Genomic DNA, 16,215 nt, shown 5'->3' with positions numbered 1-16,215 from the left:
AAGGGCGCTGGTTTTTTGGGCACTTAGCGCGGGTTTAGCGCGTCGTCGCTTGCATGGCGGCGCGCGACAGGTATAATCCACAACGTTTCCGCATCCCCTTCAGTGCCGAAGTGGCGAAATCGGTAGACGCAGTTGATTCAAAATCAACCGTAGAAATACGTGCCGGTTCGAGTCCGGCCTTCGGCACCATATAAAGCTTTTTTCAAGTCTACTAACGTCTACTTTAGTCCATAAAAACAGTAAGTTAAGCAGATTTCTGACTTTTCTTAGTCTGTCCACGTCTACTCAATTCCTTGAACATATACCAACTGATGATGGTATAACTGATGGTATTCCCGGTTCGATTGATTTTGGTACCAACACTGGAGGTATCAACTGATGGCTCTCACCGATATCAAAGTTAGGACTACCAAGCCCTCCGACAAACCTTTCAAACTCACAGATGGGCAGGGTATGCACCTGCTGATCAACCCCAATGGTTCAAAATACTGGCGACTCCAATACCGTTTCGATGGCAAACAGAAAGTTTTAGCATTGGGTGTTTATCCAATGGTCTCTCTTGGTGAAGCTCGCAGGAAACGAGATGAGGCCAAAAAGTTGGTATCTGATGGTATCGACCCTTCTGAGAAGAAAAAAGCAGATAAGATTGAGCAAAGCGAAGCCCTAACATTCGAAGCTGTTGCAAGGGACTGGCATACTGCCTGTAAAAGGAAATGGTCAGATTCCCATAGTGAGAGAGTTCTAAAAAGCATGGAAGATGGTCTCTTTACTGCAATCGGTAAAAGAAAAATATCCGAGCTTAATACCAGAGATCTTCTTGCACCTATCAAGGCTGTTGAAGCTTCCGGGCGATTGGAAGTTGCTTCCCGCCTACAGCAAAGAACAACGGCTGTGATGCGATATGCTGTACAGAATGGGCTGATAGATTACAACCCTGCTCAGGAAATGGCAGGAGCTATTGCTGTAGCCAAAAGAACCCACAGGCCAGCTTTGCCATTCGAACGATTCTCTGAACTTTTAGAACGAATTGATAACTTCAAAGGTAGAAAACTCACGAAGTTAGCTGTGAAGCTTACATTACTCATTTTCATTCGTTCCAGTGAACTCAGATTCGCAAGATGGTCGGAGATCGACTTTGAAAATGCGATGTGGACTATCCCTGGAGAACGCGAGCCATTGCCAGGGGTCAAACATTCGCACCGTGGTTCGAAAATGCGAACTCCACATCTTGTTCCTTTGAGTTGTCAGGCATTGGCTGTGCTGACGGAAATCAAAGAGATCAGTGGTGACCATGAACTCGTGTTTATTGGTGATCATAATTTCCGCAAACCTATGAGCGAGAATACAGTTAATAAAGCTTTGCGAGCTATGGGCTACGACACTACTGTTGAAGTCTGTGGACATGGATTCAGGGCTATGGCTTGTAGTGCTTTAATTGAATCCGGTTTGTGGTCGAAAGATGCTGTTGAACGGCAAATGAGCCATCAGGAGCGTAACTCAGTTCGTGCTGCGTACATACATAAAGCAGAGCACCTTGATGAGAGAAAGCTTATGTTGCAGTGGTGGGCCGATTACCTTGACCTTCTTAGAATACGACAAGTTTCACCATTTGATTTTAAAAATATTTAACTATGAATAAGTAGTTAATTAATCGCTCTCCCTTATCAATCTTGTTAAGGGAGAATTAATTCAAATAAGCAGTGTTAACTCATTCATGCTTTGAAACCTGTGGAGGGATTAATGAAAGTAGTAAGCCCTTATGAAGAATTAAAAAGCTGGTTTAGTCTCGAAAACTATGAGCAGTTAAAATCACTTACAATCAAAGAACTGTATACGGAGCTTGCCTTTAGAGAAGCGATTTTCGACAGTGTAAATTTTGGATGGGAAGATGATAATCAAAATTTAAGGTCTATCCTTGAAGGTAATCCTATTTTAAGCAGACAAGATAATAATAATCATGGTCATTTTGACAAGGGCCAAAGACATGTTGCGCAGGTTAGCTTTGGTGATATAAAAAAATTAGAGAACAAGTTAATAATGTTTAGCATGGATTTTTTTGAAGAAAATGGCGAATTCAAAAAAGAGTTGAAAAAGAAACCAATAACAAAAACTATGAGAGACTTTTTTCTTAACCAAAATAGCAGCAAGATGTATGTTTCATTTGATTTAGGAATGTCCAGCGATGAAGAAATTATAACAGCTTTACAAACGATGCTACCCATTCTCAGGAAAGAATATGAAATTGAGCCAGTAAAAACAGAAAAAATTGGACTGGCAAAAATAAGAAAACTTGTCGATTACAATATTATCCCAATGATTGATCTATTGATTTGGGCAAAATTTAAAAAAGTAAAAATCTCAAATATGGTCTTGTCTCGTGTCTTGTATCCCGACTTTACAAGTGAGATCAGAGGAGAAGATCACATTAAAGATACAGACAGGCCAGTTGCAGAGAAGTCATTGAATGGAGAAACAACCCGTAGTCTCGAATATTTTATCAGCAAAAACAGCCATCTCGTCAACATACCGATTTCTGAACTCGGCTCTTTCTAGTTGTAAATCATCATGTTAATTGTCAAGGGGAGGGCGTAAATATTTTTCTTCCCCGGAATTTCCTTTCATTCTTCCCTCATCTAACTTTTCAGTTATCAGCATTCCCTTCATAGATACAAATCTGTGTGGCTAATATCTCCGTAACGGAAACGGAGGAGACAGCCAAATGAATACAACCGATACAACCAATCATAGCTTAATTCGTTTACCAGAAGTCTTGAAACGAACTGGTTTCGGCAAGGCCTGGATCTATCGTCTGATCAGTGAAGGTCGGTTTCCGGCACCAGTGAAGATCGGGGTTCGTGCCGTTGCTTTCGTCGAAAGTGAGATTGATGCCTGGATTCAGTCTGTTATCGAAACAAGTCGAAATAATGTTGCTTAGTTAATTTAGGGAGACATGTTATGAATATCGAAGAATTTGTGAGTGAAGATAACCATATGTGCAATTTATGCGGAGATCTTTTTTATAAGATCTTTGACCAAGAAGTGATTTATGACTTACCCAATAACGAGTTTAATAAAGAAATTATTTACTGGCTCAGTCAGTACCTTGTAGGAAATTTGAGAGAACCTTTAGACTCAATCTCTGAGCTTAATGCTTCCAAACAGATATATGTTTACGAGACTTGGTTTTCTCTAATTAAATGTCCTGATGAAATGAAACTCTTAGCGAAGCGGATAATTTTATATCTATTGGACTAAGAGCTTTTTATGAAAATGTAAAGTTTGGCTGCATAATTTATCTTAAAACTTTACAGAATAACTTACATTATTTTTATGACCGTTTATTAGCAAGGCAGTGAGATAGTTTTCGAAGTATTAAGTGTATATAACATCAATATTTTACATCACGCGTATCATCAACATCCTTGTACGAGTGAACGTTGAACATAAGCTTGTAGCATAAGCCATACGATGCGGCCAGTATTATGGCTATCGCTAAGGCAAGAACGATAAAACCATTTATATCCAGAAAAAATTGTAAGCAGAACGCTCCGATAAGCACAACGCACATCACAAAGCTATTACCAAAACAGACTGAGGTAAAGCTATGTGTTAAACCTTCGTATTTAACAAACTCTTTCTCATGTGCGGTGTAAATTAAGTAAGCAAGGAAAGATGAGATAAAAATGACAAGGCTGAAGCCAAGTAGTGAGACAAGGGTAAACCCAAATATTATTCCTACTGCGCTACTCACGCTTAATGCATCATATAAAATATCAAGCCGGTCAATATTCGCAAGATAGAACCATATAACGCTAAATGTACAGGCTGTGACAAATGAAGAGGATGTTAAAATAGCGATGATAAACTTTCGGGTTAGCCGCTTATGAAGCTGGATATTCATCTTATGTAGTCTCCCTTTGAAATGAAGGAATACTAGTCACAAGGGAGAGGGAGTTCTACGCTCAAATTTAGTATGCCGGGAAGTGCATATTCAGGCTGACGCCTTCTGGCGTCAGCCCCGGGAAATTACAGCGACTTCACAAACGCCAGCAGATCTTCGTTGAGCTGGTCCTGGTGGGTCAGCGCGAAGCCGTGCGGCGCGTTGTCGTACACCTTCAGCGTGGCGTTTTTGATCATCTCTGCCGCCAGCTTGCCGGTGCTTTCAAACGGCACGATCTGGTCGTTACTGCCGTGGATCACCAGCGTCGGCACGTCGATTTTCGCCATGTCCGGGCGGAAGTCGGTTTCGCCGAACGCGGTCACGCAGTCGATGGTGCCCTTCAGGGACGCCAGCAGGGCGATGTTCAGCGTCTGGGTCAGGGCACCGGCGGAAACAGTCTGCCCGGCGTTGATGCCGTAGAACGGGGTGGCGAAGTCGCTGATGAACTGGGCGCGATCTTTACGCAGTCCGTCGCGAATGCCGTCGAACACGCTCTGATCCACGCCCTGCGGGAAGGTGTCGGATTTGCCAAAGATTGGCGTCACCGCGCCCAGCAGCGCCAGACCGGCCACGCGCGCGCTGCCGTAGTTGTTGATGTAGCGGGTCACGTCGCCGCCGCCCATGGAGAAGCCCACCAGCGTCACGTCCTGCAGGTCCAGGGTGGTAATCAGGTCGTTGATGTCGGACGCAAAGGTGTCGTAGTCATAGCCGTTCCACGGCTGATCCGAGCGGCCAAAGCCGCGGCGGTCAAAGGCGATGGCGCGGAAGCCGCGTTCCGCCAGGTAGTTCAGCTGGCTGTCCCACATGTCGCCGTCCAGCGGCCAGCCGTGGCTGAAGAGAACCGGTTTGCCCGCGCCGCCGTCCTTGTAGTAAATCTGCGTGCCGTCTTTTGCCTTAAACGTTGCCATAGTGTGTTCCTGTGCAGGTGATGGTTATGGTTATACCGGCGCGACCAGGTAGCGAATTGCCGGTGATGTTGTGCCCTGATGAAAAGCCAGAACGCGGCTCTGCAGCAGGAGGTCATTCATGGTGTGGCGCTCCTGCTGGCGCAGATGCTCAATCCAGGAGCCCATCAGGAAGGTCTCGATAAACAGGCCGGGACGTTCGATATCCTCGTACACCGCCCAGCTCATCGCCCCGGCGCGGCGGCGCACCCGGCGCAGCTCGTGAACCGCCTCCAGGAAGGCCTTCGTATTCTGCGGGTCGATGATGTACTCGTGCGACACAAGCACCGGGCCGCGCTCGTTCGGCAGGTCAATCTCCACGCCGTCCAGCGGCTGGCCGCTGAGGTCGAGGTTCAGGTCCGGATCTTTCCCCAGCTTCCAGCGGAACACCGTCGCGCTCGCCAGCACCATCCCCAGCGTGGCGACTACCAGCGATGTCGGGGTGCCGAAGCGGGAGGCGATCTGCCCCCAGATGGCGCTGCCCGCGGTCATCGAGCCGAAGAACACCGTCAGGTAGACCGCCAGCGCGCGGGCCTTCACCCAGCGGGCGGCGCTGCGCTGCGCGCCGAGGTTCAGTGTTGAGAGCACCGCAATCCACGCGAAGCCGGTGAAGAACTCAAACAGGTTGAGCAGCCAGACGTGGCGCACGAACGCCAGCGCCAGCATGGTGAGGGCAAAGATCAGGCTGGCGGCCACCATCAGGCGGTCGGCGTCGAGCCGCTGGCGCAGGCGCGGCAGAAGGATCGCCCCGGCAATCGCCCCCAGGCCAATGCACGCCAGCATCACGCCGTAGCCCGCCGGGCCTAAGCCCAGCTCGCGGCGCGCCACCAGCGGCAGCAGCGCCCAGCCCGCGCTGCCGAAAACGAAGAAGGCCACGGTGCGCACCAGCACGTTGCGCAGCACCGGCGCGGCGTGCACGTAGCGAATCCCGGATCGCACCGCGGAGAAGAAGTGCTCCGGCGGCAGACGCTGAATGGACGGGGCCGGACGCCAGCGCCACAGCACCCACGCTACGCCGACCACGGAGAGCGCGTTGAGGGCAAACACCATCCACGGCCCGGCGAGCGAGAGCAGAAAACCGCCCAGCGCGGGGCCAATCGCCCGGCTGATGTTCACCCCGAGCGAGTTCAGCGCCACGGCGGCGCCCAGCTCGGGCTTGCTCACCAGATCGGGCACCACGGCCTGGAACGGCGGCGAGCTCATCGCCGCGCCCACGCTCAGCAGGAACGTCGCCACCAGCAGAACGGTGGGGGTGACGTGTCCGGTGAAGGAGAGCACCGTCAGCCCGGCGGCGGCGATGAACACCCACAGCTGGGAGAAGAGCAGGTATTTACGTCGGTCGACGATGTCCGCCATCACCCCGGACGGCAGGGCGAAGAGGAACATCGGCAGGCTGCTGGCCGCCTGCACCAGCGCGATATCTAAAGGATCGGCGCTCAGGGTCAGCATGCTCCAGTTGATGCCGACGTCGCTCATCCATGAGCCGACGTTAGAGACCACCGTGGCGATCCACAGCATGCGGAACACCGGCTGGCTCAGCGGCTGCCAGGGCGAAACCGTCGATGCGGGCGTCGTCTCGACGTGTGCGTCGCGAACGTCGTTAACCTGGGTCATGCGAACCTCTCCGCTGTCTTACGCTGCAGCCGCCACTGGCCCGGCCCGGTGAGGGCGAGGGTGGTGAAGATAATCAGCAGCAGCCAGCCAAACTGCCCTTCGGCAATCGACCAGTTGGGGTGGACCGCCAGCATCGCCACCAGCAGCACGGCGATAATCGGCAGGCACGCCAGGCGGGTGTACACGCCCGCAATGATAAACAGCGGGCAGATCACCTCGGCGACAATCGCCGGGATCAGGCTCGCCCAGGGCCCGAAGCCGAACGGATCTTCAATGCGCGTCAGCTCGTCGCTGAAGTGCAGCACCTTCGGCAGGCCGTGCACGTAGAGCAGCAGCAGGCTGCCGGTCAGGCGCAGGAAGAACAGCCCCAGGTCGACCCGGGGCAGAGCAAAGGTGTTTTTCATCAGAATGCAAAGCAGCTGCAGCCCAGCGCCCCCCAGAAAGCGTTATCGTCGGACACCGGCATCTCTGACATGCGGGCGAAATCATGCTGGTGGCTGTGAACCCCGCACGGGCCGCTGCAGTGATGAACGGCGCTCATCCCGACGCGGGCGGCCTGCGGCGGCGCGCTGCGGTAGTGGCCCGGCACCTTCACCACCGGGGACCACTCGGGCAGAACCGGAATGGCAGGCGGCGCGAGCGGACCAAAGCTGCCTGCGGCGTAAACGATATCGCCGTTGACCACCGTCAGGACGGACTCGATGCCCTTGATCTCCTCTTCCGGCACGCGGAAGTAGTCTTTGCTCAGCACGGCCAGGTCGGCGAGCTGGCCGACCTTGATCTGCCCCTTCTGGTTCTGCTCGCTGGAGAACCACGCGCTGCCCTGGGTCCAGAGCATCAGGGCGGTATCGCGGTCCAGACGGGCGCTGTGGTCGTACATCTGCATTCCGCCGACGGTGCGGCCGGAGACCAGCCAGTAGAGCGCGGTCCACGGGTTGTAGCTCGCCACGCGGGTGGCGTCCGTCCCTAAGCCCACCGGCACGCCGGTCTCGAGCATTTTCGCCACCGGCGGCGTGTGGCGGGTGGCTTCGATGCCGTAGCGCTCGGCAAAGTATTCCCCCTGGAAGGCCATGCGGTGCTGCACGGCAATGCCGCCGCCGAGCGCTTTGATGCGGTCGATATTGGCCTGGGTAACGGTTTCCGCATGGTCGAAGAACCAGTGCAGGCCGTTGAACGGAATGTCGCGGTTCACCTTCTCGAACACGTCCAGCATGCGGCTGATGGATTCGTTGTAGGTAGCGTGCAGGCGGAACGGCCAGCGGTGCTCCACCAGATGGCGCACCACGCGCTCCAGCTCGTCCTCCATGCCCGGCGCGAGGTCCGGGCGCGGCTCGAGGAAGTCTTCAAAATCGGCGGCGGAGAAGACCAGCATCTCGCCCGCGCCGTTGTGGCGGAAGAAGTCGCTGCCCTGGCCCGGCGTGAGCATGTCGGTCCATTTTTCAAAATCTTCCAGCTCGTGGCCCGGACGCTGGGTAAACAGGTTGTAGGCGATGCGGATGGTCATCTGCTTTTTCTCGTGCAGCTCGGCGATCACCTCGTAATCTTCCGGGTAGTTCTGGAAGCCGCCGCCCGCGTCGATGGCGCTGGTCAGCCCCAGACGGTTCAGCTCGCGCATGAACTGGCGGGTGGAGTTAACCTGCTGCTCCAGCGGCAGCTTCGGCCCTTTCGCCAGCGTGGCGTAGAGGATCATGGCGTTCGGACGGGCAATCAGCATCCCGGTTGGGTTGCCGTTGGCGTCGCGCTGGATCTCGCCCCCCGGCGGGTTCGGCGTGTCCTTGGTGTAGCCGACCACCTTCAGCGCGGCGCGGTTGAGCAGGGCGCGGTCGTACAGGTGCAGGATGAAGACCGGGGTATCCGGCGCGGCGTCGTTAATTTCGTCCAGGGTCGGCATGCGGCGCTCGGCGAACTGGAACTCGGTCCAGCCGCCAACCACGCGCACCCACTGGGGCGACGGCGTGCGCAGGGCCTGCTCTTTCAGCATCCGCAGGGCGTCGGCCAGCGACGGCACGCCTTCCCAGCGCAGCTCGAGGTTGTAGTTCAGCCCGCCGCGGATCAGGTGCAGGTGCGAGTCGTTCAGGCCGGGAATGGCGGTGTGGCCTTTTAAGTCGACCACTTTGGTGCCTTCGCAGTGGTGTTGCATCACCTCGGCGACGGTACCCACTTCCAGAAATTTTCCGTCGTGCACGGCAACGGCTTCCGCGACGGGGTTCTCGCGATCGACGGTGTGAAACTGGCCGTTAACCAGAATGAGATCGGCTTTACCGAGGGTAACCATAAACTGCTCCTGACTGAGAGGGGAATGGTCAGGATTATGGGAACCGGTTTCGGCAAAGATCCAGTTATACAATAGGATAGGTATACCAAAGTATAACTATACCTAAGGTTAACTATACGAAGAGATAATTACGCGCAGGGACGGAAAACCGCAGGATGAGGGTGACTTTATCGTCGCGGCGCTCGCGGCGATTTCACCCTTAACCACTGGAAAATGCTATGACCTCTTCAAAGCTCGAAGTGTTAACCCCTGCGAACTGTCAGATCATCTTTATCGATCACCAGCCTCAGATGGCGTTTGGCGTGCAGTCTATTGACCGCCAGGTGCTGAAAAACAACACCGTGGCGCTGGCGAAAGCGGCCAAAGTGTTCAACATCCCAACCATCATCACCACCGTTGAGACCGAAAGCTTCTCCGGGAACACCTATCCGGAGCTGCTGGACGTGTTCCCGGGCCAGGACATCCTGGAGCGTACCTCCATGAACTCCTGGGACGACCAGAAGGTGCGCGACGCGCTGAAGGCTAACGGCAAGAAGAAGGTGGTGGTGGCCGGCCTGTGGACCGAAGTGTGCAACAACAGCTTTGCCCTGTGCGCGATGCTGGAAGGCGACTACGAAATTTATATGGTGGCGGACGCGTCCGGCGGCACCTCCAAAGAAGCCCACGACTACGCGATGCAGCGCATGATCCAGGCGGGCGTGATCCCGGTGACCTGGCAGCAGGTGATGCTGGAGTGGCAGCGAGACTGGGCGCGTAAAGAGACCTACACCGCGGTGATGGATATCGTGCGCGAGCATTCCGGCGCGTACGGAATGGGCGTGGATTACGCCTACACCATGGTGCACAAAGCGCCGTCTCGCCAGAAGAGCGAGCACCGCACCTTAGCGCCGGTCCCGGCTCGCTAAGTTCCGCTGGCGGGCTGGTCCCTCATCCGACTCGCCGCTGCCTCTTTCTCTGGAGTTCACAATGAGTACTGGGCTGATATCCCTTGCGGCAGGCGTGTTGATTGGCCTGATGTATGCCGTGCTGAAGGTGCGATCCCCCGCGCCGCCCGCGCTGGCGCTGATTGGTCTGCTGGGGATGCTGGCGGGTGAACAGGCGACGCGCCATCTCTTATCCCGCGACGGCGCCCCACCTCCTCAGGTGACCGTTCCGCAGGCGGCATCGCAGACGGGAGCGTCATCATGAAAGCATGGATAATTTCGCTGGTGTGCGGCGTGGTTGCTGGGGTAATTTACGCTCTGCTCGACGTCCATTCCCCGGCACCACCGGTTGTCGCCCTGCTTGGCCTGTTTGGCATGCTGGTGGGCGAACAGCTTATCCCGGTGGGACGACGTTTACTGAGTCGCGAACCGCTCACCCTCGCCTGGTTTCGTCACGAATGCGTACCGAAAATCAGCGGCACGGCGCCCCCTGCGCCCGCGAAGGACCCTCGCGACGTTAAATGACTGGTTAGAGGAATAACAGCATGACGCTGCCGTGGCGCATTGCCATCATTGATGACGAACGTTCCGTCCGCAGCGGGTTGAGTAATCTCCTGGAGTCGGAAGGCTATTCAACCGACACGTTTGATTCGGCAGAGGTATTTCTGAGCCATCCGCTTGCCCTGTCCGGCGCGGCGCTGGTGATCACCGATATCAAGCTCCGGGGCATGAGCGGCCTTGAGCTGTTTGACAAGCTGCGGCTGCTGGCCGTACCGCCTCCGCCCGTGCTCTTTATCTCCGGTCATGCTGATGAAAATATGCAGCGGTACGCTCTTAATCTGGGCGCCGCTGCTTTTTTGCGTAAGCCGATTAACATCGATATTCTGCTGGATCATATTCAGCGGGAGCTGGCCCGCCGACAATAAGGATCGCGGATGAACGAACACGAGCAGCCTGCATTCTGGCCCGCCCAGGGGAATCTTCATCAGGGGCGGGTTTTTGTCCTTAAAGAGGATGTGATTTTTACCGTGCTGGCGCAGGAGGGCGGAATCGCCTGGATGCACGCGCGACATCCTCACTCCGGCGGTTCGTTCATTATCGCCACCGCGGTGAGCGACGAAGAGGAAGAGCGGGCCACCCGGCTGCTTAAAAACGAGTTTGCGCTGCGCGACGCGCTGCAGGACAGCTGGGCCATCCGCGCCGTTGCGTCCACCCAGTACCGGGGGCGCTTCGCGCTGGTGTACGCCCCGTTTTCGTTTGAGCTGCTGGCGCGGCGCGCGGGCAGAGCGATCTCGGGGATCGCGCGCTTTCTCGAGATGGCGATCCAGATCTGCGTTCCCCTGCGCCAGATGCATCTGCAAAACCTGATCCACGGCGATATCAAGCCCGGCAGTATTTTTGTTCATCACGATGCCACCTGCCGTCTGGGCAGCTTTGGCCTTTCCAGCAGTCTTTCCGATGCCGTCACCCAGACCCGGCTTCCTGTTTCAGGGGGCACGCCCGCCTATATGTCGCCGGAGCACACCACCCGCACCCAGCGCCCCGTCGACGGCCGCAGCGATCTCTACAGCCTCGGCATGGTGCTGTATGAACTCCTGACCGGACGCCTGCCGTTTGAGCTGGGGGAGGACGAGCAGACCAACTGGGCGCACTACCATATTGCCTCCGCGCCGCTGGCCCCGGACGCGATCCGCCCGGACGTGCCGGGAATGCTGTCGACCATCATCCTGAAGCTGCTGGAAAAGCACCCCGATAACCGCTACCAGACGGTCGACGGATTGATTGCCGACCTTCGCCGCTGCCAGGCGACGCTGACCTGCGAGGGCGAAATCGTCGCCTTTACCCCCGGCCAGCAGGACCGCACCCCGGCGATCCATCTGGCGGACTCCCTGTTCGCGACGCATCCGCAGGCGAACGACGTTATTGCGGCGTTTGAGCGGGTGGGGCAGAGCCTGGTGCCGGAGCTGGTGACGATCGGCGGGCCGTCGGGGATCGGCAAATCTTCGATCATCGCGACGGCGCTCAAAACGCTGCAGCAGCGCACGGTGCTGCTGGCGGTGGGCAAAGTCGACCAGTTTTCGCCGTCGCTGCCCTACGGCGTATTAAGCTCCGCGTTCCGCACCCTGACGCTGCACCTGCTGGGGCTGCCCGCAGAGGAGGTGGCGAAGTGGAAAATCCGCCTGTCTCGCGCCCTGGAGGGGTACGAGGCGCTGGCCGTCAGCCTGGTGCCCGAGCTGGGCCTGCTGCTTGAGAGCAAGCCGCGCTTCTCGGCGGATACGTTTTCCATTGATGCCCGGGCGCGCTTCAGCCATATGGTGCTGGCGCTGGTAAAAACCTTTGCCTCGCAGGGCTGCCCGCTGGTGCTGGTGCTCGACGATCTCCAGTGGAGCGACGCCGCCAGCCTGCATACGCTTAAATACCTGCTGATGAACTGCGGCGCTGTTCCGCTGCTGGTGGTCGCGGCCCACCGGGATATCAGCGCCGTGTCCGACGCCGCCCTGCAGGCGCTGCTGGCGGGCCTGCCGGAGGCGGCACAAAACGCGAGCGAGATTGTTCCGCAGGCGCTTTCCGTGAAAGCGGTGGCGCGCTGGCTGGCGACGGTATTTCGCACCCGCAGCGCGGCGACGACCGATCTCGCCACGCTGATCCACGAGAAGACGGGCGGCAACCCGCTCTTTGTGCACGAGTTTTTCCGCCGCATTGTGGATGACGGCCTGGTGGTGCACAACAAATATCAGGACAAGTGGCACTACGATCTGCAGGCGATCCGCGCCCGACACTACACCGAAAACGTCGTCACCCTGGTGCTGGAGCAGCTCGAAGAGCTGCCCGACGAAACGCGTCGCCTGCTGGGCAGCATCGCCTGCCTCGGCGGCACGGGCGAGATGGAGATGATCTGCCGCGTGGTCGGCATGTCGATGGCGGAAATGCGCTATGCGCTGCACCCGGCGGTGATGGCCCAGCTCATCGTGCTGGCGGAAAAAAAGTACGCCTTCACCCATGACCGGGTGCAGGAGGCGGCCTTTGCGCTGCTCGATCGGCATGAGAGAAGCCATATTCACCTGACCACCGCCAGCCTGCTTGCCGACGCCGCGCGTCAGGCGGCGGGGAATGAGCTGCTGTTCCGTGCCGTTCACCACGTCACGGCCGCGCTGGACAGCATCCAGCCCGCCCCGCAGCGGGAGATGTTCCGCGAGCTGAGCCTGCTGGCCGCGCGGCGCGCGAAGCGTTCGGGAGATTACCTTTCGGCGCTTGGCTATATCCAGACCGCCAGAGCGCTGGGCAACGCCGGGACGGTGTCGGACTTTATGCTCGATATCGAAGAGGCGGGCTGCGAGTTTGCGCTGGGGCATCTGGAGCGCACCCGCGAGCTGTGTGACGCCATTCTCGGCTGCCCAGGCGGGCTGACAGAAAAGGCGCTGGCGGCCAACCTGCTGGTGGAGGTGTACATTCGTCAGTCGGACAGCCGTCTGGCGCTGGAGGCGGCGCTCTGCTGGCTGGGGATTTTCGGTATTCAGATTAGCCGCTATCCGGAAGATGCCGGCTGCGACGAGGCCTGGGCGCTCTTTTGCAACCGCACGGCCGACGCGCCGCAAAACCTGTTTGCCCAGCTGTCGCGGATGGATAACCCGGAAACCGAAGCGGTGATGAACCTGCTCTACAGCGCCAGCATTTGCGCCAGCTTCATCTGCCCGCGCCTGCACTTTTTGCTGCTCTGCCGCATGATGCACCTGACCCTCGACCACGGCATTACCGGCGCCTCCACCACGGCGATGGCTTGGTTTGGCGTGCTGATTGGCCACCGCTACGCCGAGTATCGCCTCGGGTTCCAGTACGGCACCCTGGCCCGCGAGCTGGTGAATCGCCACGGCTACGACGCGTTCGAAGCCAAAACCCTGCTGCCGCTCGACCAGCTCAGCGTCTGGACCCAGCCTTTATCGTTTACCATCGAGTGCGCGAAGGCCTGCTTCACCTCGGCGGTGACCCACGGGGATATGACGATGGCCTGCTTTGCGGCCTGCCACCAGGTGATTAACTTCCTCTCGCGGGGCGATCACCTGGACGGGGTGTTGACCAGCATCGAGCGCGGCCTGGCGTTCGTGCGTAAAACCCACTTCCAGGACGTGGAGACCATTCTGATGGTCCAGCGCGGCTACGTTGAGTTCCTGCGCACGCCGGTCATCGGCACCTGGACCGCGTCGCAGGTGCTGCCGGAGGCGCTGCTTCCCGCGTCGCCGGAGCAGGCGCCGGAGAAGAACTCCACCATGCTGTTCTGGTACTGGCTGTATCGCGGCATGGCGCACTTTACCTGCGGCGAATATGCCGACGCGCAGGCGGATCTTGAGATGGCGGGCTGGTACGCGTGGTCTGCGCCGGGGCATATCCATCTGCTGGATTACCATCTCTACAGCGCGCTGGCGCTGTCACGTCAGCTGACGCCGGAGACCTTCTCGGCGAACCACCGCCGCAGCATTCACGCCCACTACGACAAAATCGCCCTCTGGGCGCGCGTTAATCCCGGCACGTTCGCGGATAAAGAGGCGCTGATCTACGCCGAAATCGTGCGTCTGGACGGGATGAACAGCATTGCGCTCGAGCAGTATGAGAAGGCGGTCCGGCTCTCCCGCGAGGGCGGGTTTAACCCGATCAACGCTCTGGCCCACGAGCTGGCGGGCCGGTTCGCGCTGGCCTGCGGTTACCCAACCGCCTCGGACGCCCACTTCCGCGGCGCAATTGCCGCCTGGGGCCGCGCGGGCGCGCAGGCCAAGCTACGCCAGCTGGAGCAGGATTTCCCGCACCTGCTGGCCTCCGGGCAGGCCAGCGCCTACGACACGGTGGCTTTCGCCCAGAATGAGACCATCCGCGATCTCCAGAGCGTCATCAAAGCCTCCCGCGCGCTGTCGGAAGAAATCAACCTGGAGCGCTTAATCGAAAACCTGATGACTATCCTGCTCGAACGCGCCGGGGCGCAGCGCGGACTGCTGCTGCGCGTGAGCGAGAGCCTGATTCCGGAGATCGAGGCCAGCGCCTGGACCAGCACCGAGGGCGTGCGGGTGCGGATCCTGAAAGACGTGCCGACGGCGACCGACCTGCCGTTGTCGGTGCTGGCGGCGGTGATCCGCACCGGGCAGGAGATCCGCACCGGCAGGCCGGAGGAGTTCCATCCCTTCAGCCAGGACCCTTATCTGGTGACCTCGGGGGCGGCGGTGATGTGCGTCCCGATGTTCAAACAGGCGCGGCTGGTGGGCGTGCTGTACCTGGAAAACCGCCTGATGCCGGAGGTCTTCACCGCCGAGCACTCGCGCGTGGTGAGCCTGCTGGGCGCGCAGGCCGCAGTATCCCTGGAGACGGCGCGGCTGTACGCCGAATTGCTGGCGGAGAACATCCAGCGCCGCCGGGTGGAGAAAGAGCTGCGATCCAGCCAGACCTCGCTGATGCTCGGCGAGCAGATCAGCCACACCGGCAGCTGGCGCTGGGAGCTGGAGCAGGATCTGATGTTTGTCTCGGAAGAGTACGCCCGCATTCTCGGCCTGCCCGAGCGGCAAAAGACGATCTCCATGGCGGAGTTTTTGACCTTCGTCCATGAGGACGATTACGCCCGCATCAGCGCCATCGTCACCCAAAGCGTGCGCGACGGGCTCTCCATGCGCGCGGAGTTTCGCGTTAAGCGTACCGACGGCTCCACGCGCTACATACTCGGGATTGGCGATCCGGTGGGCGTGGGCAGCGAGGTGAATGAGTATTACGGCATCATCACCGATATCACCAGCCAGCGCGCCGCGGAGGATGCGATGCGGGTTGCGCAGGCGGATCTGGCGCGGGTGTCCCGGGCCACCACCGTCGGACAGCTGACCTCCTCCATTGCCCACGAGATCAATCAGCCGCTGATGTCGATCGTCTCGAACGCCGGGGCGAGCCTGCGCTGGCTCAACCGCGAGCCCGCCCGGCTGGATAAAGTGCGCGAAGGGCTGGAGGAGATCGCCGCGGAAGGCGCGCGGGCGGGGGAGATCATTCGCAGCATTCAGTCCCTGACCCGCAAGCAGGATCCCACCTTCTCGCGCATCGACATGCACTACCTGATCCACCATATCATCACGCTCTCGCGCAGCGAGCTGGAGCAGAGACACATTAGCGTTGATTATCTGTTAAGGGCGCAGGACAGCTTTATCACCGGCGATAGCGTGCAGATCCAGCAGGTGCTGCTCAATCTGGTGATGAATGCGGTTGAGGCGATGGCCGAGGTGAAGGATCGCGCCAGTACCATTACCCTCAGCACCGCCAACGCGGACGGGAAAGTGATCGTCGAGATCGCCGATACCGGAAGCGGCATTGAGCCCGAGCGGCTGGAGCAGATTTTTGATTCGTTCTACTCCACCAAAGCGCAGGGGATGGGGATGGGGCTGACTATCAGCGCCAGCATCATCGAGCGCCACTGCGGGAAGCTGAGCGCGCGCCGCCGGGAGCCGTACGGCACGGTGTTTGCGTTTGCGCTGCCGCTGGCGGCGCAGGAAGGGTAAG

Annotated in this window: 14 protein-coding genes and 1 tRNA gene; 10 read left to right on the top strand and 5 right to left on the bottom strand. The window is 57.9% G+C overall.

The annotated features are described in order from the left end of the window. The first annotated feature begins 104 nt into the window (after positions 1-104). The 5 genes from SPG90_RS16905 to SPG90_RS16885 all read left to right on the top strand — a co-directional run bounded on the left by SPG90_RS16905 (position 105) and on the right by SPG90_RS16885 (position 3,255). Positions 105-189: transfer RNA gene (locus tag SPG90_RS16905), tRNA-Leu, on the top strand. Between the two features lie 189 nt (positions 190-378). After that, on the top strand, positions 379-1,629 hold the full coding sequence (locus SPG90_RS16900) for a tyrosine-type recombinase/integrase (RefSeq protein ID WP_007681868.1): 1,251 nt from the start codon (positions 379-381) through the stop codon (positions 1,627-1,629). A gap of 111 nt (positions 1,630-1,740) precedes the next feature. Continuing rightward, positions 1,741-2,553 (top strand): DUF6387 family protein, encoded by an 813-nt coding sequence (locus SPG90_RS16895; RefSeq protein WP_007681866.1) that lies wholly within the window; start codon positions 1,741-1,743, stop codon positions 2,551-2,553. 166 nt (positions 2,554-2,719) lie between these two features. Next, the gene (locus SPG90_RS16890; RefSeq protein ID WP_032984947.1) at positions 2,720-2,935 is read left to right on the top strand and encodes a helix-turn-helix transcriptional regulator; all 216 of its coding nucleotides are present in this window, start codon (positions 2,720-2,722) and stop codon (positions 2,933-2,935) included. Positions 2,936-2,955: 20 nt separating this feature from the next. Next, positions 2,956-3,255, top strand: a complete 300-nt coding sequence (locus tag SPG90_RS16885) for a hypothetical protein (protein WP_032984946.1) — start codon at positions 2,956-2,958, stop codon at positions 3,253-3,255. 133 nt (positions 3,256-3,388) lie between these two features. Here SPG90_RS16885 and SPG90_RS16880 read toward each other — a convergent pair whose 3' ends face one another. From SPG90_RS16880 to SPG90_RS16860, 5 genes are all read right to left on the bottom strand, one after another. Next, positions 3,389-3,901: a hypothetical protein gene (locus tag SPG90_RS16880; RefSeq protein WP_322408242.1), complete on the bottom strand. Its 513-nt coding sequence runs from the start codon at positions 3,899-3,901 to the stop codon at positions 3,389-3,391. Positions 3,902-4,026: 125 nt separating this feature from the next. Then, the gene (locus tag SPG90_RS16875; protein ID WP_227879979.1) at positions 4,027-4,848 is read right to left on the bottom strand and encodes an alpha/beta fold hydrolase; all 822 of its coding nucleotides are present in this window, start codon (positions 4,846-4,848) and stop codon (positions 4,027-4,029) included. Between the two features lie 30 nt (positions 4,849-4,878). Continuing rightward, positions 4,879-6,498, bottom strand: a complete 1,620-nt coding sequence (locus SPG90_RS16870) for an MFS transporter (RefSeq protein WP_322408241.1) — start codon at positions 6,496-6,498, stop codon at positions 4,879-4,881. Next, entirely contained in the window at positions 6,495-6,902 is a 408-nt protein-coding gene (locus SPG90_RS16865; RefSeq protein ID WP_045404554.1) for a DoxX family protein, read from the bottom strand. The genes SPG90_RS16870 and SPG90_RS16865 overlap by 4 nt, the downstream gene beginning before the upstream one ends. After that, complete coding sequence (locus SPG90_RS16860; RefSeq protein ID WP_322408240.1) at positions 6,902-8,773, bottom strand: amidohydrolase; 1,872 nt, start codon at positions 8,771-8,773, stop codon at positions 6,902-6,904. Before SPG90_RS16860 ends, SPG90_RS16865 begins: the two co-directional genes overlap by 1 nt. Positions 8,774-8,991: 218 nt before the next feature. Here SPG90_RS16860 and SPG90_RS16855 point away from each other — a divergent pair, with 218 nt between their 5' ends. From SPG90_RS16855 to SPG90_RS16835, 5 genes are all read left to right on the top strand, one after another. Next, on the top strand, positions 8,992-9,678 hold the full coding sequence (locus tag SPG90_RS16855; protein WP_008501349.1) for a hydrolase: 687 nt from the start codon (positions 8,992-8,994) through the stop codon (positions 9,676-9,678). A gap of 61 nt (positions 9,679-9,739) precedes the next feature. Beyond that, positions 9,740-9,961, top strand: a complete 222-nt coding sequence (locus SPG90_RS16850) for a DUF1427 family protein (protein ID WP_024909508.1) — start codon at positions 9,740-9,742, stop codon at positions 9,959-9,961. After that, positions 9,958-10,221, top strand: coding sequence for a XapX domain-containing protein (locus SPG90_RS16845; RefSeq protein WP_024909507.1), 264 nt, complete (start codon positions 9,958-9,960; stop codon positions 10,219-10,221). Before SPG90_RS16850 ends, SPG90_RS16845 begins: the two co-directional genes overlap by 4 nt. Positions 10,222-10,241: 20 nt before the next feature. Further along, on the top strand, positions 10,242-10,622 hold the full coding sequence (locus SPG90_RS16840; protein ID WP_041911343.1) for a response regulator transcription factor: 381 nt from the start codon (positions 10,242-10,244) through the stop codon (positions 10,620-10,622). A 9-nt stretch (positions 10,623-10,631) separates the two neighbouring features. Further along, positions 10,632-16,214, top strand: coding sequence for an ATP-binding protein (locus SPG90_RS16835; RefSeq protein WP_322408239.1), 5,583 nt, complete (start codon positions 10,632-10,634; stop codon positions 16,212-16,214). Position 16,215: the final 1 nt, after the last annotated feature.

This window comes from Enterobacter sp. D2 (assembly GCF_034427575.1).
GTDB classification, from domain to species: Bacteria; Pseudomonadota; Gammaproteobacteria; order Enterobacterales; family Enterobacteriaceae; genus Enterobacter; species Enterobacter cloacae_M.
The sequence above is the reverse complement of the archived record's forward strand: the minus strand, read 5'-3'. Positions and strand labels throughout refer to the sequence as shown.

Excerpts from the sequence above, each read along its gene's own strand:
- SPG90_RS16900 (WP_007681868.1), top strand. The coding sequence starts at position 379 with ATGGCTCTCACCGATATCAAAGTTAGGACTACCAAGCCCTCCGACAAA.
- SPG90_RS16895 (WP_007681866.1), top strand. The coding sequence starts at position 1,741 with ATGAAAGTAGTAAGCCCTTATGAAGAATTAAAAAGCTGGTTTAGTCTC.
- SPG90_RS16890 (WP_032984947.1), top strand. The coding sequence starts at position 2,720 with ATGAATACAACCGATACAACCAATCATAGCTTAATTCGTTTACCAGAA.
- SPG90_RS16885 (WP_032984946.1), top strand. The coding sequence starts at position 2,956 with ATGAATATCGAAGAATTTGTGAGTGAAGATAACCATATGTGCAATTTA.
- SPG90_RS16880 (WP_322408242.1), bottom strand. The coding sequence starts at position 3,901 with ATGAATATCCAGCTTCATAAGCGGCTAACCCGAAAGTTTATCATCGCT.
- SPG90_RS16875 (WP_227879979.1), bottom strand. The coding sequence starts at position 4,848 with ATGGCAACGTTTAAGGCAAAAGACGGCACGCAGATTTACTACAAGGAC.
- SPG90_RS16870 (WP_322408241.1), bottom strand. The coding sequence starts at position 6,498 with ATGACCCAGGTTAACGACGTTCGCGACGCACACGTCGAGACGACGCCC.
- SPG90_RS16865 (WP_045404554.1), bottom strand. The coding sequence starts at position 6,902 with ATGAAAAACACCTTTGCTCTGCCCCGGGTCGACCTGGGGCTGTTCTTC.
- SPG90_RS16860 (WP_322408240.1), bottom strand. The coding sequence starts at position 8,773 with ATGGTTACCCTCGGTAAAGCCGATCTCATTCTGGTTAACGGCCAGTTT.
- SPG90_RS16855 (WP_008501349.1), top strand. The coding sequence starts at position 8,992 with ATGACCTCTTCAAAGCTCGAAGTGTTAACCCCTGCGAACTGTCAGATC.
- SPG90_RS16850 (WP_024909508.1), top strand. The coding sequence starts at position 9,740 with ATGAGTACTGGGCTGATATCCCTTGCGGCAGGCGTGTTGATTGGCCTG.
- SPG90_RS16845 (WP_024909507.1), top strand. The coding sequence starts at position 9,958 with ATGAAAGCATGGATAATTTCGCTGGTGTGCGGCGTGGTTGCTGGGGTA.
- SPG90_RS16840 (WP_041911343.1), top strand. The coding sequence starts at position 10,242 with ATGACGCTGCCGTGGCGCATTGCCATCATTGATGACGAACGTTCCGTC.
- SPG90_RS16835 (WP_322408239.1), top strand. The coding sequence starts at position 10,632 with ATGAACGAACACGAGCAGCCTGCATTCTGGCCCGCCCAGGGGAATCTT.